This window comes from Bradyrhizobium sp. 14AA (assembly GCF_054185205.1).
In genome coordinates this window covers 55,318-76,492 of record NZ_JAVAYM010000022.1, presented here as the reverse complement: position 1 = coordinate 76,492, position 21,175 = coordinate 55,318, and the positions used below count along the sequence as shown (strand labels likewise).

Here is a 21,175-nt window from a genome sequence, read left to right as displayed (position 1 = left end):
ACTTAGAAGTCCATACCGCCCATGCCACCCATACCGCCACCGCCGCCAGCTGGCATACCGCCTCCCGCGCCTTTCTTCGGCAACTCGGCCACCATGGCCTCGGTCGTGATCAAGAGCCCCGCAACCGACGCTGCGTTCTGGATAGCTACACGTACGACTTTGGTCGGGTCGATGATGCCTTTAGCGATCAGGTTGACATATTCGCCGGTCTGCGAGTCGAAGCCATAGGCGTACTGATCCTTCTCCAGAATTTTGCCAATGATAACCGAGCCGTCTTCGCCTGCATTGATCGCGATCTGGCGGGCCGGCCAGGACAGTGCCTTGCGCACGATCTCGACGCCCGTCTTCTGGTCGTCGTTCTTGGTGCGCAGGCCCTTAAGATGCTCGGATGCGCGCAGCAGGGCGACGCCGCCGCCGGGAAGGATGCCCTCCTCAACCGCCGCACGGGTCGCATGCATCGCGTCATCCACGCGATCCTTGCGCTCCTTGACCTCGACTTCAGTTGCGCCGCCGACGCGGATCACCGCGACGCCGCCTGCGAGCTTGGCCAGCCGTTCCTGGAGCTTCTCACGGTCGTAGTCCGAGGCGGTTTCCTCGATCTGCGCCTTGATCTGCTGAACGCGTGCTTCGATGTCGGTTTTCTTGCCGGCGCCGCTGACGATGGTGGTGTTCTCCTTGTCGATCATCACCTTCTTGGCGCGACCGAGCATGTTGAGCGTCACGTTCTCGAGCTTGATGCCGAGATCTTCCGAGATCGCCTGACCACCGGTCAGAACCGCGATGTCCTGCAGCATGGCCTTGCGGCGATCGCCGAAGCCAGGCGCCTTGACGGCCGCGACCTTGAGGCCGCCACGCAGACGGTTGACCACGAGGGTGGCGAGAGCTTCGCCTTCGACATCTTCCGCAATGATAACCAGCGGCTTGCCGGACTGCACGACTGCTTCCAAGAGCGGAAGCATCTCGTTAAGGTTGGAAAGCTTCTTCTCGTTGATCAGGACATAGGCGTCTTCGAATTCAGCGCGCATTTTGTCGGCATTGGTGATGAAGTAGGGGGAGATATAACCGCGGTCGAACTGCATGCCCTCGACGACTTCGAGTTCTGTCTCGAGCGATTTGGCTTCCTCAACCGTGATGACGCCCTCATTGCCGACCTTCTTCATGGCGTCGGAGAGAAACTTGCCGATCTCGGCGTCACCGTTAGACGAGATCGTGCCAACCTGGGCGATCTCCTCGTTCGAGGTGACCTTCTTGGAGTTCTTGACAAGGTCGGCGACAACGGCTTCCACAGCCAAGTCGATACCGCGCTTCAGGTCCATCGGGTTCATGCCGGCTGCAACCGACTTGGCTCCTTCTCTGATAATGGCCGCGGCCAATACGGTCGCGGTGGTGGTGCCGTCGCCAGCAGCGTCGGCCGACTTGGAAGCGACTTCGCGCACCATCTGGGCGCCCATGTTCTCGAACTTATCTTCGAGTTCGATTTCCTTGGCGACGGTGACGCCGTCTTTGGTGACGCGGGGAGCGCCGAACGACTTATCGAGCACGACGTTGCGGCCCTTGGGGCCGAGGGTCACCTTGACCGCGTTGTTGAGAATGTCGACGCCGCGTAGCATGCGATCGCGGGCCTCGACGCCGAATTTAACTTCCTTGGATGACATGATGATCTCCGTTTTTGACTGGTCAGATCCCCAAAAGGCCGCGCAATTGGGCGACGTTCTTGAGGGCTGAGATCTAGATTGCGGGCCACATCCTTCGAGACGTCCGCTGCGACGACGCCTTAGGATAAGGAATCTGGCTGGCCCTTACGCGGCCTTCTTGCTGGCGGCCGGAAGATCGGTGAGAACGCCCATGATGTCGCTCTCTTTCATGATCAGCAGGTCGCGGCCGTCGATCTTGACTTCAGTGCCGGACCACTTGCCGAACAGCACGCGGTCGCCGACCTGCAGATCGATCGGTATCAGCTTGCCAGCTTCGTCCCGGCCGCCTGGGCCAATCGCCGTGACTTCGCCCTGGGAGGGCCTTTCCTTGGCGCTATCCGGAATGATGATGCCGCCGCTGGTCTTCGCTTCGGCATCGATACGCTTGATTACAACGCGGTCGTGGAGCGGACGGAATTTCATGGCGTCCTCCTTCGCTTTTTGTGATTATTGGGGATTGGCAGTCGCAATGAACGAGTGCTAGCGCCCTTCACATAAGCCCGAAACTCGAAGGCGCAAGGGTTTCGGCTCGCGATGCTTGATCGCTGAGTCGATTCAGCGAGTGACTCCGCAGCGAACAGGAGGGTTAGTCATCACGGCCTGTAGCGTTTGTCACGCCAATCCCTCATGGGCGAAACCTTCCGGCGATCAGTTTACCTGCCGACTTAGCTTCAGCCCGTGAGGTAACTTGTAAATTAGCCGTTTAGGCGCATAAGGATGGCATGTCTGACTCGTCTTACCGATCCTGCAAGTGCGGCGCTGTCTATAGCCGAACCGAGTCCATGGCTCCCGCCGGACAGATCAGCAGCTTTGAGTGTTCCGTTTGCGACGCAACTCTTGAGACATGGAACACGACTTGGGTGCCTACCTATCACTTCCTTGCCGGGCCGGTGAGACCTCCAGAACGATGAGGCCGCTTCAGTCCTACTGGCTCGTTTCGACTCCGCTTGAGCTAGTTTGACTTTGGCATTTGTTCTGAGTGCGACAAGTCCCATATCAAGCTCAGCCGATGGTACCTATCGGCGACAGCGAGTTCGGTAGCGCTTATGCCGTACTTTTCCGACTGTGAGATGGCACTCTAGCTGCCGCAGGGCCGTTGTCTCTTTGAGAATGGTCTCAGGCCGCGATCGCAGTTATCAGGGGCTTCGGAACCGATGTCCTCTGCTTGGCAACGATTTCACACGTCAGGGGACATTTACTCCCGGCGACCGTCCCACGAACCAATGGTGCAGATCTCGGCGAACGAGAGAGCGGAAAATGCTCCGCAGGCCAGGAAAGTAGGCACCGCGCTCATATGGATGAACCACAGCGTTCTGCCCGATGCCTCGACTGCAATCGTCCAGGTCTCGGTCTGGATCGACATTTGCATGGGCACGTTCTATTCGGCCATACTTCAGAAGGGGACGACCGGATGAAGGGTCTGATCACAGGCTTCCTCGATTGGAGCTTTCGTTGAGTACGGTGAAGGTTCTTCACACGACGACTTATCGTTTCAACGAACACGTTCGGCTGCTGCCGCACCGCTTGATGCTTCGTCCGCGCGAAGCCCGCGAGCTTCGGTTGATTTCCAGCAGCGTCACGGTAACGCCGCATGCGGCCTTGACGTGGGCGCACGATGTGTTTGGGAATGCGATCGCTACGGCCACGTTTCAGATGACAGCCTCCAACCTGGTGATCGCCTGCGCCACGGAGCTTCAACTCGACGCAGTTGAATGGCCGGTGTTCGATATCGCTGTCTCGGCCATGTCTTATCCATTCCGCTATTCTGATGAAGACTGGACCGATCTCGGCGCCCTGGCTCTCCCACAGTTTTCGGACACGGCGGGACTCCTGCGAAATTGGGCGCAAATGTTCGTGCGAGGAAGTCGGACTGACACGTTATCGCTGCTGAAGGATCTCAGCGTCGGCGTCTCCGAAGCTATCCGGTATCAGAGCCGTGAGGATGAGGGCACCCAGACGCCGGTAGAAACCCTGAATCGTGGCTGGGGGTCTTGCCGAGATTATGCGGTGTTGTTCAGCGAAGCAGCACGCATGCTCGGGTTCGGAGCCAGAATCGTCTCCGGCTACCTTTACAATCCCGAACGCGACAGCGTCGGATCGAGCGGTGCGGGATCAACCCATGCGTGGGCGGAGATCTTCGTACCGGGAGCTGGCTGGATCACATTCGACCCCACAAATCGTAGCCTCGGCGGCTTCAATCTAATCCCGGTCGCGGTCGCGCGCGATATCCGGCAGACGATCCCAGTGTCTGGCAGCTTCGTCGGTAGCATTGGCGCTTTCGCTGGGATGTCCGTGGAAGTTCTTGTCACGTCTTAGATCGACGGGACATTCGGCGGTTCCGGCCGCGAGACGTAGAGGCCCTCGACATTGCGCACTTTGGCCACGAAATTCGGATCGGTTGAGAGCTTGAGCGTCTCCATCCGGTGCGGCGGCAGCCCGAAAGCTCGCCGACACCAATAGGCCCTGGTCCTGCCTATAGCGGGAGCTCCAATGAGTGGCGCTCTCAGGGCAACTCTCCAACGTCCTCACGATCACGGCTTCGATGCGGGCTTCGTCAATCGTGCGCGGCGCGCCGGAGCGCGGGTCGTCGTGCAGCCCGGCGACGCGCTTCTCCATAAAACGACGCCGCAACAGCCTGCGGTCCGCCGGTTCAGGCCAGCTTGGTCGCGACTTCCGGTTCTCACCACCCTCCGCACAGCTCAGCACGATCCGGGCTCTCAGAGCCAGCGCCTGCGGGGTCTTCCGACGCATCGTCAGCGTCAGTTCGGCACGCTCATCGTCGCTCGACATCAGGTGAGAGCGCGACAAGCAGATCAGTGCCGCCAGGTTCGCTGGATCCCCAATCCTACGAACCGATCACTCAGCTCTTTGTGGGCGTCCTCAAGAGTTCGGCTTCCACGCCGGCTGCGCATGCCTTGGCGAAGGAATAGTCCATGCTCGTGGAGGCAACCGCCTTCACGAATTCGGTGATGACGTTGTCTCTTGAGTATGGGCCGGCCGCCTTAAATTTGGTGACGGCGCCGTCTGCCGCAGTGAACTGCGCGACGCACATGGGGACCAGGATCGACATCCGGCCGTTGCTTTCTGCCGTTGCGTTCATGGTTCTGGCAGTGCCGTCGGTGACCCAGCCGCCCCAACCAAATCCGATCGTCATTGCTGCAACAGCGCCGAAAGCGATACCTTGCAGGAAGCGAGTCCGGGCCTCACCCTGCAGGATTGCGGGTATTCTCATAATATCTCCTTTGTCGCGCACACAAGCGCGTTCACAGCCGCGGACGCCGCTTGCATCCGCGCTTAGTCAAAGCATCTGGTCGAAAAATTGCGCCTTCCGATGGCACTCTAGCTGCCGCTACGACGACGAGCCGCGACGTCGGACGTCGCCGCTTCATGGACAGCTTCAAGGTGACTATGGCCACCCGTAGTTGAACCGTAGACTGTTGTCCTGATGCTGTACAGCACGTTCTTGGCTTCCAGCCCGTAGACCCACGCAACCGCCGCGCACATCGAAGTGATGCCTCGTCGGTCAATCCATTAACGACGTGTCGGAGCTCGAAGCCACGCCCGGCTGCAAAGCAGACGGTGCAGCACTGGCGCTCAAATGGCTAAGCGCGTCGCGTTGCTGCCTTGTCAGGGTCCAGTCCAAAAGAAAATTGCGATTCTGCTCGCTATTCGGCAGATAGCCACTATATCTAACACATCACCGCGTGCGCCCCGGGCTGTTATCGGTGACTGAGAGCGTTGCGCTCCCGCCTCAACCAACAAGGCGGTCACATGTCAGATACCCTCAAATTTGATCTTCGCGATTGGCTGGTGCCTCCGGTGCTGTTGCCGATCTTCTTTGCGCTGCTGATCGCTGCCGCCGTGATTGTTCAGTGGTAGTCCGTCCCAAGTGACGTGACGGCAATGGAGTCTGAAAAGAAAGCAGGGCAGGAATGGCAAACACTGCGATCATCAGGGATGCCTACGGCGCTCCGGCAATGTTCGTTGGTTCGAAAACCGGCAAGGATGATGCCGCTTTTGTCTTTATCAGGGTCGGCGATGAGGAGCGCCGGATGCGGTGGGCCGAATGGGATTCGCTCCCCGCCTGGACCGGAGTTCGTCCATCCTGGGCAACCAAAGTCTGACGCGTCCGGCGAGCATACAACCTGACGCCGAAATCCGTTCCGATCGTGGGCGGACTGCGTCGCGACAACTGCGCACACCCGCGACGCGCTTGGCCACGCCAAATCATATGGACAGTGTCGACCAACGGCATATCGCCCCGGTATGCGCTTCACCGGTCAGGAGAAATTTGTGGCTATCGAGCATGCTGCCGTACAGGTTGAACGCAAGCCGTGGGGGATGGCCGATCTCCATCCATGGAGTAGCATCGACGTTGCCGGTGACTTGGTCGGAGAGCTGTGGTTCCAGCGCACGCGTGAGCATGCACCCATCCCGGCCCTGCTGGTCAAATTACTGTTCACCAGCGAGCCCTTGTCGATTCAGGTTCATCCGGGCGATGAATTTGCCCACTCAATCGGCTTGCCCAACGGCAAGACTGAAGCCTGGTACATTCTCGCAGCAGCGCCAGGCGCGCGGGTTGCACTCGGGCTGAACCGGCGCCTCACGCCGCAGGCATTGCACGCAGCGATCAGGGACGGATCGATCGCCGATCTCTCGCAATGGCGGCCCGTCGCGAAGGGCGACATCATCTTCGTTCCCGCCGGTACGATCCACGCCATCGGCGCCGGTATCGTGCTCGCTGAAATTCAGCAGCGCAGCGACACAACCTTCCGCCTGTTCGACTACGGGAGGCAGCGCGAGCTGCATGAAGACAGCGCCGTCGCCGTTTCCGACGCCGGGCCGCTTCGAGCCCAATCCGGTCCACGGCGCCTCACAGAGGGGCGAACTGTTCTGATCACAAGCCCGCATTTCGTCATCGAACGGATCGACCTGCCGGCGAGTTCGAATTGGGCGCTCGATGCCGATCGGGAGACCTGGATTCTTGCAATCGAGGGCAGGGCGCGCATCGGATCGAGGGACGTGTCGGTCGGTGACGCGATCTTCATCGAGCGCGATCGAACCGTCATCGAGGTCGGCGGGGAGGGCCTGCGCGGCCTGATGGCCTATCCGGGGCCTGATCCCGTGGTTGCCTTGCTGCACGAGGCCGGAGAGCTGACCAAACATGCCGGCATGTCCGCCGGTCCCGCGCCGAAATCAGCCGAGACTGTCGAGGTACAAGCATGACGTCACGCCGCCGCGTCGCCATTATTGGCAATTCACTGCCCCGCCGATGCGGGATCGCAACCTTCACGACCGACCTGCAGCAGGCGATCTCTACATCGCGTCGAAATCTCGAAGCCTGCATCGTGGCGATGACCGATCGCGGTCAAAGCTATGATTATCCCAAGGCAGTCGCTTTTGAGATCCAGGATGACAGGATCGAAGACTACATACGTGCAGCAGACTTTCTGAACGCCGGCCGGTTCGACGCTGTGTGTCTGCAGCACGAATTCGGAATTTTCGGCGGCGAAGCCGGCGGCTACGTCCTCGAATTGCTGTCGCGCCTCACCATGCCTGTCGTGACGACGTTCCACACCGTGCTGGGCAGTCCAACGGCCGCGCAACGGGCGGTCATGGAGCGCATTGTCGACGCGTCGTCGAAGGTCGTCGTGATGGCCAACAAGGGCCGCGAACTGCTTCGCAGCGTCTACCGGGTGCCGGATGACAAGATCGAAGTCATAGCCCACGGCATTCCCGACGTCCCGTTTGTCGCGCCCGATGCGGCGAAGGCCAGGCTCGGGTTTGACGGAAGGTCGGTCATTCTGACGTTCGGGCTGCTGTCCCCCAACAAGGGCATCGAAGTCATGATCGACGCCATGCCGTCGATACTGAAGCGTCGAGCGGATGCGGCGTATGTTGTGCTCGGCGCGACGCATCCGAACTTGATTCGAGACGAGGGCGAGGCGTATCGCAATCGACTGATGAGGCGCGTCCGCGAGTTGGGTGTCGAGGACCACGTTGTGTTTCTCGACCGCTTCGTCGATCTGCCCACGCTGCTCGAATTCATCTCGATGTGCGACGTCTATGTCACGCCCTACCTCAACGAGGCGCAGATGACGTCGGGAACGTTGGCCTACAGCTTCGGATTGGGGAAGCCTGTTGTCTCGACGCCTTACTGGCATGCCCGCGAACTGTTGGCCAATGGACGCGGGGTCCTGGTGCCGTTCGGCGATGCGGCAGCTATCGGCAGCAAAATCGCGGAATTGCTCACCGATGACGTTCGCCGGCAAGCGATGTGCCGGCGTGCCTATGCGGTCAGCCGAAGCATGACGTGGGACCGCGCCGCCGAGCACTACGTGTCGATTTTTGAGAGTGCGTCTCAGGGACACTGGCTCAAGGTCATTGCGCCTTCCAAGGCAGCGGGGCTCGAGCCACGCGGTCCTGCGGGGCCGGACATGCAAATCGGTCATTTCCTGTCGATGTGCGACGATACCGGCCTGTTCCAGCACGCCGTGCACTCGGTGCCCGATCGCTCGCACGGCTATTGCGTCGATGACAACGCTCGCGCGATGCTTCTGGCCTGCGCCCTCAACAATCCGGGCGAGGAGCCGCTTCCGGAAGTCCTGACGGCTCGCTTCGCCGCTTTCGTGCAGCATGCATGGAATCCCGACATCGGACGATTCCGCAACTTCATGGGCTTCAATCGAACCTGGCTCGAGGCCAGCGGGTCCGAAGACAGTCACGCGCGAACGCTTTGGGCCCTCGGCGAGACCGCGCTCAGCGACGCAACCCCGTCGCGGCGCCAGTGGGCGGCCGCCTTGTTCGCTGAGGCTCTCGCGGCTGTGGAGAGCTTTCGTTCACCTCGGGCGTGGGCGTTCACCCTGCTGGGTCTGGGCGCCTATTGCGCCGTGGCTCAGGATGATTTCTACGCCCAGAAGATTCGGCATTCTCTTGCCGGCAGGTTGATGTCTTGCTTGGCCTCCGTCGAAACACCAGACTGGGTGTGGTTCGAGGAAGGGTTGGCTTACGACAACGCGCGGCTGCCGCAAGCTCTGATCATGACGGGCGCTGCGACGCAAACACCTGAATACCTCAGCGCCGGACTGCGGTCCCTGCGCTGGCTGATGACGCGACAAACGACGCGGGCAGGGCATTTCCGGCCGGTCGGCACGGCCGGCTTCGGGGATGTGCGGCAACTTCCTCGCGCCTTTGACCAGCAGCCCGTGGAAGCGACTGCAACGATCGCTGGCTGCCTCGCGGCATGGCGGGCGGACGGCGATGCCGAGTGGAAGGCGCTTGCGACCCGAGCCTTCACCTGGTTTCTCGGCGGCAACGACCTGTCAATCCCGCTGGTCGATCTGCACACCGGCAGTTGCCACGATGGATTGCATCCCGATCGTGTCAATCAAAATCGGGGCGGCGAGTCGGTTGTGTGCTATCTGCTTGGGCTCGCAGAGATTCGCCAGCTTGCGCGCGTCAACGCCGACCAGACCAAGCCCGCAGCCCTGCACGCCATCGGCGCCTGAATCTTGCCTCCTGCTCTAGCGATCGAGGACACACCGTGTCACAGGCCACCTTCCTGAACCGGCAGGCGCTCTATTTGCATCCCGACCCCGCGCGAGTGATCGTTCGCCCGTTCAAGCCGGCGACTGAACCCCGCGATCTCAATCCGACCGACAAGACGCGCGCAAATCATATCGTCGATCGCGTTCTCGCCCTCGACCCCGAAGCCGTTGCCTCCCAGCTCGCGGAGGTCCTCGAGAACTTCCTCGGCCGGCACCGCAACCTTCTGGAGAAGTTCGAGGCTCGCGCCGACGAAATGGAAGACGCGTTCACCACGCACGGAAGTTTCTCGAAGATCCAGCGCCAGCTCATTGGCGCCTATTTTCTCAACGAGTATTCGTTCGAAGCCTCTGCCTTGTTCAATCCAAGCATCGTGCCCCACCCCGACCAATCGGGCGCGCCGAAGGGCGGCCTGCGCTTCATTCTCAGTCTCCGTGCCATCGGCGAGGGGCACGTGTCGTCACTGACGTTTCGGACCGGCACATTCGCAGCCGACGGCAGTGTAACCGTTGATCCGACGGCGCGGCTTGCCTCGAGTCCCCGGATCTGCCATCGCGCATCCGGACCAGACGGCGATCGTGTCGAACTGGTCTTCAAGCCCGAGGAAGAGCTCAGCGAGCGCGTCATCTTCCCGGTCACCGAGTCCCAGTCGAATGGCATTGAGGACGCCCGCTTTGTCGAGTTCAGCGATCGCGGCCAACAGACCTACTACGCCACCTACACCGCCTATAGCGGACGGGCGATCCGCTCAGAACTGCTTGAGACCCGCGATTTCATGTCGTTCCGGTTCGTGCCCTTGCGAGGCGCCGCAGCACGCAACAAGGGAATGGCGCTGTTCCCGCGCAAGATCGCGGGCAAATATGCCATGATCGCGCGACAGGACAATGAGAACCTGTATCTGATCTATTCAGACGATCTGTACACCTGGGACGGCGGTCAGGCCATCCTGAAGCCGGAATTTCCGTGGGAGTTTGTTCAGATCGGAAATTGCGGATCACCTATCGAGCTCGATGAGGGGTGGTTGCTGCTGACGCATGGCGTCGGCCCGGTGCGCAAATACTCGATCGGGGCGGCGTTGCTGGACAAGCACGATCCCTCGAAAGTGTTGGCCCGCTCTCGCGAGCCGTTGCTGCGACCCGAACCGTCGGAGCGGGAGGGATACGTTCCCAACGTCGTGTATACCTGCGGGGCGATGCGGCACAACGACCAGATCATTCTGCCGTACGCGGTGTCGGATACGTTTTCAAATTTCGCGACCATCAGGATTTCGGCCCTAATGCAGGCGATGAAAGGTTAACTGCCGCTTGCGCGGCGCCATTTCGTCGGTTGAAAGATCAGGGAGCCTGAATGAGCGAACGACTTGAAACGCTGAAGAAAGCCCGTGAACGCATGATCGAGGACAGGGACGCGCATGCAAAGGTGCTGGCGGCTCCTTTCGACCGGGACAAGGCCGAGCGGGCACGCAACAGGTTCGTCGAGATGCAGATCCTTGTCGATGCGCTGGATCGCGCCATTACTGGAGAGGAAGCCATTTCACAAAGAGGCTGAGCCGCGGCGGCAGCGCAAGGCACGGCATCGACGAATGCATGGCTGTGCGGGTGCACAAGCGCCAATGCGAGTTTTTTTGGCTGAACGAACTTCCCGGTTCGACCCCGGATCTCACGGCGGCAGATCAATCCAGGCTTGGCGCCAGATCACTTCGGGCGTCCCAGCCTGTCCACGGTATGCGGTCTGTCATCGACGCGAAAATGAGTAAGCGCATGGCAGGTTCTCCCGTCGTTGACGTTTTCTGATTCCGCAGTCGGCCGCGGACTGTGCCTGCCATGCCGATGAAGTAGAGTTCATCAGTTCTCGTATCTTGAGCAGCGCTCTCCTTTAACGCTAGTTGCCGTTGGCGTCAGTCTTCTGCTTGTGCAGAGATCGGGCGATCTGCCCACGAAGCTGCGCCGTCTCCAGCAGGTTGCCGACCGATCCTGCAGTGTTGAAGATCTCCCGCTGCGACGCTGTCGGCGGTGCGCTCCATTGCATGATGATTGGTCCGGCTGTACGACATGAACTGCGTCGCGGTACGTCCGCTAATTCCTGCTTGTCATCAGCGAGCGAGACAAGACGGTCCTGCAGCTCCTGAAGTTTGCATCTTTCGCCGGGGCGGTCGACCCTTGGTAGGCTCGTCGTACTCGGCTGCTTCTGCGCGACATTGCTGAGATTTGCCATGTCGTGGCCTTTATAGGCGCCTCGGTGCATTTCCAGCCAAGATCGATGCTGGCCAGGAAAGAATGCCAGCGTTGCCGTGAAATCCGATTTGCTGTTGCAGAGGGGCGGGGACGCGCTGACAGCGGCGTGCTCTTCGACTGCAATCCCTGACTCGCAGTTGCGCGCCTGCCTACCTTAACAGCCGCGACAGATATTCTTCAGTTTGGCCGCGATCCGGGCGTCTTCAGCGATCAACGGATCCTTGTATGCAGCTCGCGATGCTTCGTAGCCGGTCGTCGCGGGCTTCTTCACCTTCGGAGGAAACGCGGCGTCGTAACAAGCGAGGCGTCCGCTCGTGCTTTCGATCGCGCGGCAGTCCGACTCCCCAGCGCGAGCGCCTTGCGCGAATGCGCCGAGCGCCGAGGCGACAAGAAGCGCCCTTATCCAGGTGCCTCTCAGCGTAGCAATCACACGGATCATCTGATGCCTATTTTTTTCTGCCCGAGGCGGAGGCCGTTTGCCCGCCGTTGGCGCGGCGCGGCGGCACAGCCTTCCCTCAGTCTTCGAGCTGATCGAACTCGTCAGGCAGCAGGATCCGGCCTCGCGGCGTGCATATCCGCACGTCCAAATAGCCCTCCCGCAGCAGTTCGTGCGCTTTCTTCAAGGCGGCAGCCGCCGTGTCGCGGCTCAGATTGATGCGGCCCGCTCCGTTGTCCCCGCCAACCAAGTATTGCAGTTGCGTTGCTCTATCCACGCATGACACCCGCTGCAAATACCAGGAGCACAAGAAACAGCGGAACGATCACCGGCGGCACGATCCTATCCGCCAAACGAACTCGAGACATCCACGCTCCTCTTCTTTCGGCTGGAGCGTTCGCTGCCCTCAGTCACCATTAGAGCCGCGGGACGGGCGGTGATAACCAACTCTACGCGCACGTCTAGGGAATAGCGAGCGCTAACTGGGAATGGCAAACGTTAAAGCGTCGTCGAAATCGAGTTTCCACGGCTCTCTGCCTCGTGGTCCCATGCTTGCCGCACAAGCCAACGAGGCAATCGAGTGATGTGGGCGCTTGGTCCGGGATGCGCACCTTGGTTGCCTGGATGCGGGGCGGACCGGAAGCGGTTAGCCTGGCGTCCGAGGCGACGAGTCGGCCATCGATCCAAACCAAGTACCACGACGGTTTCACGCAGAACGCGTCGGGGCCAGGTCGGGCGCCACGTAGCGAGGATTGCTCTTTCCTTCATTCTATATTTGTTGCGGTCGGTGGCCCGGCATTATCGGTACTGGCTGAAGTCTGAGCGCATATTCTCGAAGAGGAGATCTTTGCGCGTTCGTCGGCGTGCACACGAACTCCTGTAGGTGCATTTGTGGTCATTCCCACCTTCAAACGTGGGCGCAAATCCGGAATCGCAGACGATCAATGGCATTTGCCTCGGGGATCCCCATATAGGATGAATGACCAACTGGCGAAAATCGACCACGCGAGAGATGCCCAAGACCAAGGCTGAACTCCGACAGATGCTGACCGAGGCTGTCCGCAACACGCACGACCCGGACCAGGCGCCAAAGCGTCTGATGAAAGCCAAGGAGATCGCGGCTCGGGAGGCCTGCGTCGACTAGGTTTCTCGCGTCAGTCCCACCGGTCGGCTCAACCCGAGATATGACCGAGTTCATTCGCGACGACTACAAAAGTCTTCATAGAGGAGCAATATGCGCAAACGTTCCAGATCCACTGAGTGCAGGATGGAAGAGGGACCGCAAGCGGTGTCTTTTCAGATCGCGAATGGAAACGCGCGGCATGCCTGCATTTTGCAAACCTCCTTCCCATCGAAAGTGCAGGCCCAGAAGTACCTTCTTGCAAATTGGCCGAAGATTGAAAAGATAGCTCGCGACGCTCTTGCGACAGGAACATTTGAGGATGGCCGGATCAAGCTCATGATGACCTGAAGAGATCATCAGGAAAAGGCAGGAACGCTTACACCGCTATCACACCTCGATTTGAGACGTGCAGGAAATGGACCGGGTCACCTGCGACCCGAACAGCGAAGCCCTAATGCTCGCGGCGGCCGTGGCAACAGCGCACGAGCGCGCGAAGAAGCTGCCTTTCATTGGGCGATTGGGAAGAAAGCGTTGGCTTTTGCGGCGGAAGGAGCGCATCCTGCTTTGCGGGCAGCGCTGGCGTTTTGCGAAAGGCAGGCGCGCATGACCATCCGTTCTCGACGAGAAGTCGTCACCTTCAACCATCCGTTCCGAATCAGGAGTATCGACCGCCTTTTGCCGGCCGGCGCCTATGAGGTCGTGACCGACGAGGAGATGATCGAGAGCCTTTCGTTCGCAGCGTTCCGTCGCGTTGCCACCATGATCAAGGTACCGGCTGAGGGCTCGCGGGGATTGGCGATGGAGGTGATCTCGATCGGTCCGCTGGATTTGGCGGACGCGCAGCGCATCGACGCAGGCATATCCGATGGCTAACAGGCTCCTTGTTCAGCGGACCGCCGGGAGCAGTTTGAGTCGGTCGCGGGTCGGCACCTGGTTTCGGTTATGAAGGACGTCACGACGGAGACGATGGATTTGGCCGCCGCGCGGCATCTTGCGGTTGGCTTCAGCTTACGCGCCTATACTCCGCATAAGATCGCCCACGAGCTGCTGCGCTGGGATCAGGAATTCAAAGATGTCGATTACACGGAGCTCGTTGCGGCTGTGACGCTTTGGCAAAGTCGCTCGCGCGACTAGACATTGGCGATGAAAGGGATTGCAATCATGAGCAAAGGCCCGCCACATCTTTTTAGGGATACCACTCCCGGGACACGCGACGATATCGCGCGTGCGGTGAAGCTCGACCGAATAGGGACGGCCGTCGCAGTGTACCTGCCGCGAGCCGATTGCAATTCGATTCCAGAGTAGCTATTTACAGACTTAGCGCAGCCGGATCGCTTCGGCGTGTTTTCCCCGATGCGCAAGCTTTGGGCTTGCCGACTCTCGAGAGCGATGTTGGCGAAGCGGCGGTGCTTCTCAGCGTGCACGTTTAGAGTGACCATCGCATCGAGTTTCCCTCGATGCAGACAGCACGCAGTTTGCGAAACTTGATCGGTCCAACCCAATGATCGAATTTCCAAATCATAGCCGTTCGTATGACAAAACGCGGCGTGCTGTGCATTTTTGGGGATATGATAGCGCGATTGAGGCATCATTCTTCATAGAGGAAGGCGCGTTGCAGCGACTTCAACCGGATGCTTGCCTCGATGAATCTGATTTCCTGAACGCGTTTGATTGCCATCGCGATGTGATATTTGCCGCCGCCGCAAAAGTGTACCTCCGCGGCAGCAGGGGCTCCTATGATCTGATGGCCGCTAATTTTACGAAGCGCTCTTGAACGAAAGCCTGCCATGACCAACGATGCCGCGGTCGTCCGACAACAATCAACATGCTCGCCGTCGATCGAGCAGTGAGACAATGGAAAAATTCAAGATTAGGATCGCTCGCATCGAAGTGGTTTCGTCGAATGAACGATGCGAGGACATCTGTTTGACGTTTGATTTCGAAGGTCATCGGTCCAGGTTTACTCTGCCAATCTTCCTGAACCCTCGTGAATTTGATGACACCGAAATCGTCAAGGTAGCTCGGAGCAAGTTACATGACGTTTTTCGGCAGCTTTGCAGTCAATGCGAGAATTGGCAGTTATCAGAAGACGAGCGTCGCGACCTTGCAAGCATCAACGTGCGGCCAGCGCCGCTCTTACAAAGCCAGCGGCGGTCGTTGAAATCGAAATGAGCCATTGTTTCTTGATGCGGCCTTCGTGTGATGCGAGGTCACCCGGGAGTTCACGGAGGCACGCTTCGTCTGGATCTCAGACCAGCGGGCCTACCAACTTCTGGATGCGAATTGGATCGTCACGATCCTACATGAATTTCCACGGACCTGTTTCAGGCAGTCTTACGTCGCGTCGCGCGCCGCAAGCGTTGAAGCGGAGGGATAACTAGAGGCCGCTCTGCGCCGCGCGCGAAAGTAGCAGAGGCGAGGGCAGGGAGAAATTTCCCGAGGCCTTGATCAAGTGCCGCTTGCCGCCGTATCTTTGTGCAACGGCCTGGGAGCGATCCTACGGCCGGGTCCGTGTCCTGCGGGCCGTTGGGCAGCCATGGCGGGTCCGGTGAAGCTGGCATGTTTCCCTTCCCTTTTAGTTAACTCATGTGGGGTGCTGTCCATATTTAACCCGTTGTTCCGCAACTGAGTTTCTGGGTGTCCTAATTTGCTTTTGAGGTGATCTCTCGAACCTCTCCGCGCCGGAGGTTCAGGGCTTCCGCTTCCTGACGTCCCAGCCTGTTGCTCAGCAATGCTGCTGTCCACCCCTCAGGGATGGCGTTCAAGACCTGACTAACGGCTTCTTCGCGCGGAGTCGCGGCAACCCATATCTGATGTTTGCGGTCATCTGTGGTGACCCGAACTAAATGGACATCAGAGTTGTCATTCGCGGCTGCCATATCCGCACCATCCTTTTGAATGTTCCAAATGAGGCCGCGTCAATCGGCGCCCTCTTTTTCATTTGGACCGGTCGTCCTTATAAATCATGCAGAGAAGATCCTGCTGCCCGTGTCCAGCCACAGCTTTCGCTGCTCCTGCCATGGGTCCCTCCTGTCCGGAATGAGTACTCTCTCCGCATCAGGTTTGGAGCCCGGCACTGCCCATGATGCCGTCGCGATGATCCGCGAGATTCCAGGTTACGATCGGCCGCGTGACCGCGCTGATCGGTCTCTTCAATCAGAAGCGCGCCGGCGAGCGGATCGTGCCGAAAGAAAAGCCGGCGACCAACGTCGTCGACGATGGAAGCCTGCGGCGGAGCGTCGGTCAGGAAGTCAGGCAGGCGCGACAAGAGGCCAAAAAAGGCATCTATAGCGGCCAGAAGGAGGATCGCCAAGCAAGAAGCCTGCGAAACTGCGAAGAAGCGACGACCGAGCCGCAGCATAAGTCCGCTCGATGACGGGATTCACCCCAAAGGCCCTTGATCTAGTTCGATGAACGGCGCCAGTCGCCGACGGGCCATCCAAGGGGGCCAGAAAACTTCATGCCCTCGGCAAAGCTTGAATTCGCGGCCCTGGTTTGCGGGAGCGTCTCAGCGAGTCCGCACATCACAATGAGGATAGCCGCAGCAGAGGGAAAATTACGAACGCGGAAGGCTAACTGTAAACGTCGTGCCAGCCGCCTCCTCGGAGGTGACGGCGATGTCACCGCCATGAGCTTCGACGATCAGTCTCGCGATGTAGAGTCCGAGGCCCAGATGCGTGTGCTCGCCGGGGTCCTTGACCGGGGCACGCATCCACGACTGAAAGATAGTCTTTTGGCTTTCAGGAGGAATCGGTGGACCAAAATTGTGAACGCTCACATTGAGCGTGCGGGGATCGTTGCCCGTTATCATCACCGTGACCGGACTGGATGCGTCGCTGTACTGGATCGCATTGCCAATCAGATTGGATAGCACCTGTCCCATCCGTGCCGCGTCCCAGAGACCGCTCGGATCGCCTTGGTGAGTGACTATGAGAAGTTGCTTCTCGTTGATGCTGCGCAGTTCATCCGCAATTGCCTGACACAGCGCCGCCATGTCGGTTTGGGATTTTGCAATCGGGATATCGGTCCCGAAAGACGAGCGAGTGAGATCGAGGAGATCGTCTAGAATCCGCGTCGCACGGTCCGTCGTCCGAACGAGATCGGACACCATTTTCGCCTGCTTCGGATCTGTTGTTCCCGCGCGCTTCATCCAATGCGCGGCCATGGAAGCAGCGCCTATGGGATTGCGCAGATCGTGACCAAGGATGCCGAGAAACAGATTCCGGGAATTATTGATGGTTTTTGTGTAATGAGCGACTGACTCTGTAACCGCCTGATCGATCGCTTCGTTGAACCGGGTAAGATCATCTAAATCGGTGCTGGCAAGGTTCTTGTGGTGCGCTACCCACTGCTTGACGACACTCGCCCGCAAGGCCCGATATTCCGAAACCATTTGATCGATATCGAAGCCGTCGGCGAGACGAAGAGCCGCATGAATTTCTGCGGCACTCCGACGAAACGACTCGTCTCCCTGGTCTAAGCCGTGCGACTTATCTACCTGCTCGGCCGGCGTTTGAGGAGACTCCAGGTCGGCAGCGACGAATTTGAGAATATCGACAATATGGTCTTCGAGAGCGAGCTTCGACATGCCATCGCTCGCCGGCGAGCGGGTCCGCGCGAACTCGATCCATTCCCGGACGATTGCGCGTTCGTTATGCCGAATGAAATCAGCCAAGCGCTCATGCCCTTGGTCCGCAGCTCTGTCATCTGGATTGCTCAAAACGGGCCCCATGGCTTGCTTGCGTCGGTCTAACTATAGCTCAGGCTTGTCGAAATTGCTGCGGCGCCTGGTTCAGCAACGTCCGTTTTCAGCTCGTGAAGCCTCGGGGAGGCGGGCTCCTCGGCAGAACACGGCAGGCTTGGCGCAGCGGCCGGCTGCGGATCGGTCACCACGAGGCCAACAAGCCGAACCCGAAAGCTTCTAGTCTAATGGGCGGGCGATGTCCGATCAAAAGTGACATTCGCCTCCCGACCTCCCGACCTGGTTGCCTCGAGCCGATAGGGGAGGCGGTCCGGTGCTGGGATCTAATTCGGCGAGGCGTTTCGATCCTCGCTAAGCTGCTTCACGGCTCTGACCACCTCGTCCGGATGATAGGGTTTCTGCAGGGACAGGCTGCCGGGCACGGGACGGGGTGTCACGGGAGAGAACCCTGTTGCGTAGATCACCGGCAGGCCGGGGTCATTCTCGCGACAGCGCTCTGCGATCTGCCAGCCATCGATTGTTCCCGGCAACCTGACGTCGGTCACCAGCACGTCCGCGACCTGGCGCTTGCACCATGCCAACGCTTCCTCGCCGGTGCTGGCGTGGATTACCTCGTAGCCCGCCTCGCGCAGGGTCTCGACGACGAACTCACGGACAAGGGGGTCGTCTTCGACGACAAGTACGCGCACCCGGGGCTCCTCAAGTCACGATGTTTCTTACCAATCTCGAACGGCCGGCAACTGGCGAAGTTCCGTCGGGCGCGATCAGCTGGCGGTTGCCGACCGCGTCCCCGACAAGCGGACGGTACTTCTAGTTTCGCCTACGTGGGAGCGAATGCTCGAGGAAGAAACGCAGCATTTCCCTCGTCGCATCCGGTCCGTCCGGATCGGTGTAGGAGCCGGCGGGGCTGCCTCCCGACCATGCGTGTCCGGCTCCGTGGATTTCCCAGTGCTCGAGGATACCGCGGCCGCCGGTGTCGGTATGTACCGTGCGGGTGTAGGCATGCCCTCCCGGTACCAGTCCGCGATGCACCTTTACCGTCGTCCTCGTCCCGCGGACCGACTGCCGGACTATTTGACCGCCGTTTTTCGAATGCACCGTGGTGTCGCGATCGCCGTGGAAGACGATCATCGGAATGGACGGACCGTCGCCCTGCATTGCCTCGGACCCGCCGCCTTGCTTCATGGCCATCAGCGCAGAGGGAAGATCGGTTGCGGCCCCGCAGGCCAGTCCGGAATGTATGCCGATCGCCGCGTACAGATCGCCGTAAGTGGATCCCATGACTGCGGCGGCCGCGGCCCCGGCCGACAGTCCGCCGATGTAGATGCGCCGTGAATCGACCGCATGATCGCGCATAATCTGGCGGGTGATGCCGGCGATGAGCGAGGGTTCGCCTGTGCCCCGCTGCTGGTCAGCGGGACGAAACCAATTCCAACATTTCGCCTGGTTCGCCTCAGTCCGCTGCGCGGGATAGGCTACGAAGCAGGTCTGTTCTTCCGCGATGAAATTCATGCGCGTGCCGGCGGCGAAATCCTCCGGCGACTGCGTGCAGCCGTGGAGCATGATCACCAGCGGAATGGCCTGGCCCTGATAACCGCTGGGGATGAACAGCCGGTAGGCCCGGCTTCCCGCAGCATTTCCGTAGATGCCTTCGACGAATTTGGCGCCGTCCGGCATGATGTCCGCCGTGGGCGGCGGAGCGCGCCTCAGCGGTCCTCCGAGTCCAAAGCCGGGGAGATGCTTGGCGAGGTCCGACGGCGCGCGAGCCGTGCGCGGCCGCGCCCTCGTCTCGGCGGCATTCGCCTTGGCGTCGATCAACGGCAGCTCTTTTTCTGTCGCGGTGGAGCGCTGTGTGGTGGGGGCCGTGAGGTCCGGCGCGTTCTGACCCCGGAGCATGTGCTGGAGGAGCGCCGTGGCTTCGACGAGCTGGCCAGAGCGCGTGAGACGTGTGGCTTCCCGAACGATGTCCAGTTTCAGCATTGTCTTAACTCGTTCTGTCGGCGAGAGCGGATTTGACGGCCGGACTGGCGTGCAGAGCTCCCAGCACGGAGACGGAGGCAATGGTTGCGCGCGCAAGCTCGGGTGTGACGTCCTGGGCGATGGCGGCGAGACCGAGAACATTGATGTGCAGCATCTCGCCCGCCCGCCGCGCCGCCTCGAGATCCTCGCGGCTGAAGTTCCGCAAGCCGAGGTCCAGGCTCTTTCGCGCCGTGGATTGCTTGACCACGTCGGCGTGACGTTCGAGCTGGTTGCGGATTGCGGTTCGGATGAAATCGGTACGGTTCGAGTAGAATCCTTCCTGCACCATCAAGTCGACGTGACCGAGATCGACGAAACCAAGATTGATCGTGATTTTTTCAGTGTCGGAGGGCTTTGGTCGGATTTCGTGAACATTGCTGGGCATTTTATACCATCCTGCCACCATCTGCATGGATGGTATATGGATGGCAAACGTTCCACATCAAGGGGGGACCTAAAACCGGACACGCCTTGGCAGCGTCGTCGCGCGCCGACTGGGTTCGCTGAGCCATTGCTCCTGTACGCAGGAACCGAGGTTGTCAGTCCGGATTGATCCTGCAACTTTGATCAGGAGAACCCTCATGAGATGGATGTTGACCGCGGTTTGCATGGCCGTGATTTCGCTCGCTTACGCGCCTGCGGCGGATGCAAAGGGTTGCATCAAGGGGGCCGTCGTCGGCGGGGTTGCCGGTCATATGGCGGGACACGGCAAGCTGGGCGCTGCCGCCGGCTGCGTCGTCGGCCATCACGAAGCGAACAAGGCTGATGCGAACAAGGCAAACGCCCAGGCGCCTTCGGCACAAAAGTGAGCGCGATGTACTCAGCCGGCGCGGCGGCATTTTTGCGCGAAGGTGATCGAAATCCGCTCTCTCTTCCTTAGCACTCCGCTTAACAGAGACAGTACGTCATGCCGAATTTTTTCAACCTGCCGCCCTTTACGGAAGATGGGGAGGTCCATGTCGTTGTGGAAACGCCGCGCGGAAGCCGTGCCAAATTCGCCTATGACCCTAAGCTTGAAAGCTTCGCGTTCAGCAAGTCACTGCTGACGGGGCTTACCTATCCTTACGACTGGGGCTTTAAGCGGCCCGTCTGAAAGATACTGTTGCGCTTGAAATGCGAATTGCTGCCAAATCCAAGACCCTTGCTCAGCTGAGATTGTCAATTGGAAGTCGGCATTTGGAAATGCGCCGCTTCGTCGTGCGACCAAGCCCCGGCGATCTCACGTCTTCGGCACCTCTTGTTCGCGTCTCTGAAGCCGCAACGATATTGCAACGAATTGGGTGAAACGACCATGAACAAAACGGGACGGTAACCTCCGTCACTTCGATAAAAATCAATAACTTAGAAAATACTTACTGCGTTCGGGACGCAGGGCTCTCGCGGCTCGGATCGCAACCTGAACTTAATGTCGGTATCGGTGGG

The 21,175-nt window shown here is 59.8% G+C and carries 26 protein-coding genes; 14 read left to right on the top strand and 12 right to left on the bottom strand.

Translation table 11 applies throughout. From position 1 onward, the window contains the following. Window positions 1-2: 2 nt before the first annotated feature. From groL to RAD15_RS31875, 3 genes are all read right to left on the bottom strand, one after another. A complete protein-coding gene (gene groL, locus RAD15_RS31885; RefSeq protein WP_458182364.1) occupies window positions 3-1,655 on the bottom strand; it encodes a chaperonin GroEL in 1,653 nt (550 codons plus the stop codon). A 144-nt stretch (window positions 1,656-1,799) separates the two neighbouring features. Continuing rightward, window positions 1,800-2,117 carry a co-chaperone GroES gene (locus RAD15_RS31880; protein WP_458182362.1) on the bottom strand — a complete coding sequence of 106 codons (318 nt, stop codon included), beginning with the start codon at window positions 2,115-2,117 and terminating at the stop codon, window positions 1,800-1,802. A 772-nt stretch (window positions 2,118-2,889) separates the two neighbouring features. Beyond that, window positions 2,890-3,063, bottom strand: coding sequence for a hypothetical protein (locus tag RAD15_RS31875; RefSeq protein WP_458182361.1), 174 nt, complete (start codon window positions 3,061-3,063; stop codon window positions 2,890-2,892). Between the two features lie 83 nt (window positions 3,064-3,146). Here RAD15_RS31875 and RAD15_RS31870 point away from each other — a divergent pair, with 83 nt between their 5' ends. Continuing rightward, complete coding sequence (locus RAD15_RS31870) at window positions 3,147-4,010, top strand: transglutaminase family protein (protein ID WP_458182360.1); 864 nt, start codon at window positions 3,147-3,149, stop codon at window positions 4,008-4,010. Between the two features lie 544 nt (window positions 4,011-4,554). On the opposite strand, the gene RAD15_RS31865 is transcribed toward RAD15_RS31870, so the two are convergent. Beyond that, window positions 4,555-4,947 carry a hypothetical protein gene (locus RAD15_RS31865; protein WP_458182359.1) on the bottom strand — a complete coding sequence of 131 codons (393 nt, stop codon included), beginning with the start codon at window positions 4,945-4,947 and terminating at the stop codon, window positions 4,555-4,557. 679 nt (window positions 4,948-5,626) lie between these two features. Between RAD15_RS31865 and RAD15_RS31860 the strand changes: the two genes are divergently transcribed. The 5 genes from RAD15_RS31860 to RAD15_RS31840 all read left to right on the top strand — a co-directional run bounded on the left by RAD15_RS31860 (window position 5,627) and on the right by RAD15_RS31840 (window position 10,787). Then, entirely contained in the window at window positions 5,627-5,818 is a 192-nt protein-coding gene (locus tag RAD15_RS31860) for a hypothetical protein (RefSeq protein WP_458182357.1), read from the top strand. A 169-nt stretch (window positions 5,819-5,987) separates the two neighbouring features. Beyond that, a complete protein-coding gene (locus RAD15_RS31855; RefSeq protein WP_458182355.1) occupies window positions 5,988-6,920 on the top strand; it encodes a class I mannose-6-phosphate isomerase in 933 nt (310 codons plus the stop codon). Continuing rightward, entirely contained in the window at window positions 6,917-9,202 is a 2,286-nt protein-coding gene (locus RAD15_RS31850) for a glycosyltransferase family 4 protein (protein ID WP_458182354.1), read from the top strand. The genes RAD15_RS31855 and RAD15_RS31850 overlap by 4 nt, the downstream gene beginning before the upstream one ends. Window positions 9,203-9,237: 35 nt before the next feature. Further along, window positions 9,238-10,536, top strand: coding sequence for a glycoside hydrolase family 130 protein (locus RAD15_RS31845; protein ID WP_458182520.1), 1,299 nt, complete (start codon window positions 9,238-9,240; stop codon window positions 10,534-10,536). Window positions 10,537-10,586: 50 nt separating this feature from the next. Next, the gene (locus RAD15_RS31840) at window positions 10,587-10,787 is read left to right on the top strand and encodes a hypothetical protein (protein WP_458182352.1); all 201 of its coding nucleotides are present in this window, start codon (window positions 10,587-10,589) and stop codon (window positions 10,785-10,787) included. Window positions 10,788-11,120: 333 nt separating this feature from the next. Here the strand turns inward: RAD15_RS31840 and RAD15_RS31835 are convergent, their stop codons facing one another. From RAD15_RS31835 to RAD15_RS31825, 3 genes are all read right to left on the bottom strand, one after another. Continuing rightward, on the bottom strand, window positions 11,121-11,453 hold the full coding sequence (locus tag RAD15_RS31835; RefSeq protein ID WP_458182351.1) for a hypothetical protein: 333 nt from the start codon (window positions 11,451-11,453) through the stop codon (window positions 11,121-11,123). A gap of 174 nt (window positions 11,454-11,627) precedes the next feature. Then, on the bottom strand, window positions 11,628-11,912 hold the full coding sequence (locus tag RAD15_RS31830; RefSeq protein WP_458182350.1) for a hypothetical protein: 285 nt from the start codon (window positions 11,910-11,912) through the stop codon (window positions 11,628-11,630). A gap of 76 nt (window positions 11,913-11,988) precedes the next feature. Further along, window positions 11,989-12,186, bottom strand: coding sequence for a hypothetical protein (locus tag RAD15_RS31825; protein WP_458182349.1), 198 nt, complete (start codon window positions 12,184-12,186; stop codon window positions 11,989-11,991). 702 nt (window positions 12,187-12,888) lie between these two features. Between RAD15_RS31825 and RAD15_RS31820 the strand changes: the two genes are divergently transcribed. The 5 genes from RAD15_RS31820 to RAD15_RS31800 all read left to right on the top strand — a co-directional run bounded on the left by RAD15_RS31820 (window position 12,889) and on the right by RAD15_RS31800 (window position 14,806). Next, on the top strand, window positions 12,889-13,053 hold the full coding sequence (locus RAD15_RS31820) for a hypothetical protein (RefSeq protein WP_458182346.1): 165 nt from the start codon (window positions 12,889-12,891) through the stop codon (window positions 13,051-13,053). A gap of 123 nt (window positions 13,054-13,176) precedes the next feature. Then, a complete protein-coding gene (locus tag RAD15_RS31815) occupies window positions 13,177-13,380 on the top strand; it encodes a hypothetical protein (protein WP_458182345.1) in 204 nt (67 codons plus the stop codon). Window positions 13,381-13,635: 255 nt separating this feature from the next. After that, window positions 13,636-13,905 (top strand): hypothetical protein, encoded by a 270-nt coding sequence (locus RAD15_RS31810; RefSeq protein WP_458182343.1) that lies wholly within the window; start codon window positions 13,636-13,638, stop codon window positions 13,903-13,905. A gap of 69 nt (window positions 13,906-13,974) precedes the next feature. Continuing rightward, entirely contained in the window at window positions 13,975-14,166 is a 192-nt protein-coding gene (locus tag RAD15_RS31805; protein WP_458182341.1) for a hypothetical protein, read from the top strand. 367 nt (window positions 14,167-14,533) lie between these two features. Beyond that, complete coding sequence (locus tag RAD15_RS31800; RefSeq protein ID WP_458182340.1) at window positions 14,534-14,806, top strand: DUF1488 domain-containing protein; 273 nt, start codon at window positions 14,534-14,536, stop codon at window positions 14,804-14,806. Window positions 14,807-15,674: 868 nt separating this feature from the next. Here RAD15_RS31800 and RAD15_RS31795 read toward each other — a convergent pair. Next, window positions 15,675-15,911: a hypothetical protein gene (locus RAD15_RS31795; RefSeq protein ID WP_458182339.1), complete on the bottom strand. Its 237-nt coding sequence runs from the start codon at window positions 15,909-15,911 to the stop codon at window positions 15,675-15,677. A 251-nt stretch (window positions 15,912-16,162) separates the two neighbouring features. Here RAD15_RS31795 and RAD15_RS31790 point away from each other — a divergent pair, with 251 nt between their 5' ends. Next, window positions 16,163-16,408, top strand: a complete 246-nt coding sequence (locus tag RAD15_RS31790; RefSeq protein ID WP_458182338.1) for a hypothetical protein — start codon at window positions 16,163-16,165, stop codon at window positions 16,406-16,408. A gap of 180 nt (window positions 16,409-16,588) precedes the next feature. Here RAD15_RS31790 and RAD15_RS31785 read toward each other — a convergent pair whose 3' ends face one another. The 4 genes from RAD15_RS31785 to RAD15_RS31770 form a co-directional block, all read right to left on the bottom strand. After that, window positions 16,589-17,707, bottom strand: coding sequence for an ATP-binding protein (locus RAD15_RS31785; protein WP_458182336.1), 1,119 nt, complete (start codon window positions 17,705-17,707; stop codon window positions 16,589-16,591). A gap of 350 nt (window positions 17,708-18,057) precedes the next feature. Then, a complete protein-coding gene (locus tag RAD15_RS31780; protein ID WP_458182333.1) occupies window positions 18,058-18,423 on the bottom strand; it encodes a response regulator in 366 nt (121 codons plus the stop codon). Window positions 18,424-18,544: 121 nt separating this feature from the next. After that, the gene (locus RAD15_RS31775; protein WP_458182331.1) at window positions 18,545-19,714 is read right to left on the bottom strand and encodes an extracellular catalytic domain type 1 short-chain-length polyhydroxyalkanoate depolymerase; all 1,170 of its coding nucleotides are present in this window, start codon (window positions 19,712-19,714) and stop codon (window positions 18,545-18,547) included. A 4-nt stretch (window positions 19,715-19,718) separates the two neighbouring features. Then, a complete protein-coding gene (locus RAD15_RS31770) occupies window positions 19,719-20,138 on the bottom strand; it encodes a CopG family transcriptional regulator (protein ID WP_458182330.1) in 420 nt (139 codons plus the stop codon). A 196-nt stretch (window positions 20,139-20,334) separates the two neighbouring features. On the opposite strand from RAD15_RS31770, the gene RAD15_RS31765 reads away from it, so the two are divergent. Both RAD15_RS31765 and RAD15_RS31760 read left to right on the top strand, forming a co-directional pair. Then, entirely contained in the window at window positions 20,335-20,562 is a 228-nt protein-coding gene (locus RAD15_RS31765) for a hypothetical protein (protein WP_458182329.1), read from the top strand. Window positions 20,563-20,660: 98 nt separating this feature from the next. Continuing rightward, window positions 20,661-20,846, top strand: a complete 186-nt coding sequence (locus tag RAD15_RS31760; RefSeq protein ID WP_458182327.1) for an inorganic diphosphatase — start codon at window positions 20,661-20,663, stop codon at window positions 20,844-20,846. Window positions 20,847-21,175 lie beyond the last annotated feature (329 nt).

What these genes read in the sequence shown, in the direction of transcription:
- RAD15_RS31850 (WP_458182354.1), top strand. Translation starts at nt 6,917, where the DNA reads ATGACGTCACGCCGCCGCGTCGCCATTATTGGCAATTCACTGCCCCGC.
- RAD15_RS31795 (WP_458182339.1), bottom strand. Translation starts at nt 15,911, where the DNA reads ATGGCAGCCGCGAATGACAACTCTGATGTCCATTTAGTTCGGGTCACC.
- RAD15_RS31815 (WP_458182345.1), top strand. Translation starts at nt 13,177, where the DNA reads ATGGAAGAGGGACCGCAAGCGGTGTCTTTTCAGATCGCGAATGGAAAC.
- RAD15_RS31805 (WP_458182341.1), top strand. Translation starts at nt 13,975, where the DNA reads ATGAAGGACGTCACGACGGAGACGATGGATTTGGCCGCCGCGCGGCAT.
- RAD15_RS31810 (WP_458182343.1), top strand. Translation starts at nt 13,636, where the DNA reads ATGACCATCCGTTCTCGACGAGAAGTCGTCACCTTCAACCATCCGTTC.
- RAD15_RS31770 (WP_458182330.1), bottom strand. Translation starts at nt 20,138, where the DNA reads ATGCCCAGCAATGTTCACGAAATCCGACCAAAGCCCTCCGACACTGAA.
- RAD15_RS31835 (WP_458182351.1), bottom strand. Translation starts at nt 11,453, where the DNA reads ATGGCAAATCTCAGCAATGTCGCGCAGAAGCAGCCGAGTACGACGAGC.
- RAD15_RS31830 (WP_458182350.1), bottom strand. Translation starts at nt 11,912, where the DNA reads ATGATCCGTGTGATTGCTACGCTGAGAGGCACCTGGATAAGGGCGCTT.
- RAD15_RS31775 (WP_458182331.1), bottom strand. Translation starts at nt 19,714, where the DNA reads ATGCTGAAACTGGACATCGTTCGGGAAGCCACACGTCTCACGCGCTCT.
- RAD15_RS31760 (WP_458182327.1), top strand. Translation starts at nt 20,661, where the DNA reads ATGCCGAATTTTTTCAACCTGCCGCCCTTTACGGAAGATGGGGAGGTC.
- RAD15_RS31820 (WP_458182346.1), top strand. Translation starts at nt 12,889, where the DNA reads ATGACCAACTGGCGAAAATCGACCACGCGAGAGATGCCCAAGACCAAG.
- RAD15_RS31840 (WP_458182352.1), top strand. Translation starts at nt 10,587, where the DNA reads ATGAGCGAACGACTTGAAACGCTGAAGAAAGCCCGTGAACGCATGATC.
- RAD15_RS31880 (WP_458182362.1), bottom strand. Translation starts at nt 2,117, where the DNA reads ATGAAATTCCGTCCGCTCCACGACCGCGTTGTAATCAAGCGTATCGAT.
- groL (WP_458182364.1), bottom strand. Translation starts at nt 1,655, where the DNA reads ATGTCATCCAAGGAAGTTAAATTCGGCGTCGAGGCCCGCGATCGCATG.
- RAD15_RS31860 (WP_458182357.1), top strand. Translation starts at nt 5,627, where the DNA reads ATGGCAAACACTGCGATCATCAGGGATGCCTACGGCGCTCCGGCAATG.
- RAD15_RS31765 (WP_458182329.1), top strand. Translation starts at nt 20,335, where the DNA reads ATGAGATGGATGTTGACCGCGGTTTGCATGGCCGTGATTTCGCTCGCT.
- RAD15_RS31800 (WP_458182340.1), top strand. Translation starts at nt 14,534, where the DNA reads ATGATCGAATTTCCAAATCATAGCCGTTCGTATGACAAAACGCGGCGT.
- RAD15_RS31875 (WP_458182361.1), bottom strand. Translation starts at nt 3,063, where the DNA reads ATGCAAATGTCGATCCAGACCGAGACCTGGACGATTGCAGTCGAGGCA.